Annotated in this window: 2 protein-coding genes; both read right to left on the reverse strand. The window is 37.7% G+C overall.

Going from position 1 to position 2,146, the window contains the following annotated elements:
* Window positions 1-1,818: oligoendopeptidase F (gene pepF, locus OQ279_RS18660; protein WP_266071374.1), on the reverse strand; the 1,818-nt coding region annotated here is incomplete at its 3' end.
* Window positions 1,819-1,916: 98 nt separating this feature from the next.
* Window positions 1,917-2,146, reverse strand: a 230-nt coding sequence (locus OQ279_RS18665; RefSeq protein ID WP_266071375.1) for a hypothetical protein, incomplete at its 5' end; no start/stop codon positions are given.

Here is a 2,146-nt window from a genome sequence, read left to right on the forward strand (position 1 = left end):
TTCAATAGCTTGCTTGCTGGTCATATCAACGCCTGCTTTTTTCAGAACCTCAATAGGATAATCAGAGCTTCCAGCTTTTAAGAATTCGACATAGCGATCGACTGCCGGCTGTCCCTCTTCTAAAATTTGCTTGCTTAGTGCTGTAGCGGCACTATAGCCTGTAGCATATTGATAAACATAATAGTTGTAATAGAAATGAGGAATTCTAGACCATTCAAGACCAATCTCTTCGTCAATAATGATATCTTCTTCCCCGAAATATTTTTTATTTAATTCATAATAAGCTTCAGTCAATGATTCTGCTGTTAATGCTTCATTGTTTTGAGCCTTCTCATGAATTAAATGTTCAAATTCGGCAAACATCGTTTGACGGAAAACAGTACCTCTGAATCCTTCAAGGAAATGATTTAGGAGATACAGACGCTTCTTGTCATCATCAATTGTCTTAAGCAAGTAATCATTTAAAAGAGCTTCATTGCATGTGGATGCAACCTCAGCAACAAAAATTGAATAATTTCCGTATGGATATGGCTGGTTTTTTCTTGTGTAATAACTGTGTACAGAATGACCAAATTCATGAGCTAGAGTAAACAGATTATTTACATTATCCTGCCAGTTCATTAGTATATATGGATTTGTCCCATAAGTTCCTGATGAATAAGCACCGCTTCTTTTCCCTTTATTCTCGTGTACATCCACCCAGCGGTTTTCAAAGCCCTCTTTGAGCACATTTAAATAGTCTTCTCCTAATGGTGCAAGCCCCTTTAAGATATGCTCCTTCGCCTCATCATATGAAACCTCCATCTTTACATCCTTTACTAGAGGTGTATAGAGATCATACATATGCAATTCCTCTAATCCAAGGACTTTCTTGCGCAGTTTTACATAGCGGTGCAACAGGTGAAGGTTATCATTGATTGTGCTGACTAAGTTATCATAAACACTCTCTGGGATATTATTATTGGCAAGTGCTGCTTGTCTTGCTGATTCATATTTCCTGATTTGAGCATTAAAGTTATGATTTTTCACATTTCCGCTTAAAGTACTTGCAAAGGTATTTTTAAACTGTCCATATGTGCCGTATACTGCCTTAAATGCATCATGGCGCACCCGTTGGTCATCACTCTCTAAGAAGCGCACGTAACGGCCATGTGTGACCTCCACCTCATTGCCGTTTTCATCTTTAATAGCCGGGAATTCAAGATCGGCATTATTCAGTGCTCCAAATGTATTGCTGGATGCCCCAAGCACTTCTGACGCTTGGGCAAGCAAAGCCTCCTGCTCGGCTGATAACACATGTGGACGCTGTAAATTAATTTCATCAAGAGCTTGCTTATAAAGCTTGAGCTCTTCTTTTTCCTCTAAAAAGCCCTCTACCTTTTTTTCTTCAATGGCAAGAAGTTCTGGCACAACATAAGCCAGTGCAGCGCCTGCTTTCGAGTATACAGTTTTAATTCTGTCTTCCATTCCCTGATACTTCGAATTAGTTGTATCCTGATCATATTTCATATGAGCATATGTATAGAGCTTGCTTAATCTTGAAAGCAAATGATCTTGATACTGAAGCGCTTCATATAATACGTCTGCACTTTCACCAAGCTTACCTTCATACTTGGATGCTTCAGGTATTAAAGCTTCAACTGCTTTAAATTCCTTTTCCCAAACCTCATCTGTCTCAAAAATATCTTCTAGCCTCCAAGTATCTTCAACTGCGATTTCACTTCTGGCCGGCAATTTTTGCACAGCGGCAGTTTCATTTGTCATTGTATTGTCCCCTCCAGTAAATAATGCGATAAATAGTAATGGTAATTTTAACAATAGCACTATAGGTTACTTCTCCTTTACTGCGAAAATTCCTGCTATTTTCCGATATTTTTATCAGCGTCTCATCCTATTCTGTGCTAAAAGACTGTATTTCATTTATTAAATTGGTTTTGACTGGCCTGTTTCATTATATATTTTCCAAATCGCTTGTTTAAAGATTGATCATATTGCACTTGTTCATTTTGGCTATAAGGAAATATAAGTTTATTAGAAACAAAATATCCTCCCTGGTCTGTTTTGGAGATTATATATAATATAAAGGCCTGCCTAAAGGAAGAAGATATAACTTCAAGATAGATGATGTAGCTGCCATTAAACGGGA

Origin of the sequence: Salinimicrobium profundisediminis, assembly GCF_026241755.1 — a bacterium.
Taxonomy (GTDB): Bacteria; Bacteroidota; Bacteroidia; order Flavobacteriales; family Flavobacteriaceae; genus Salinimicrobium; species Salinimicrobium profundisediminis.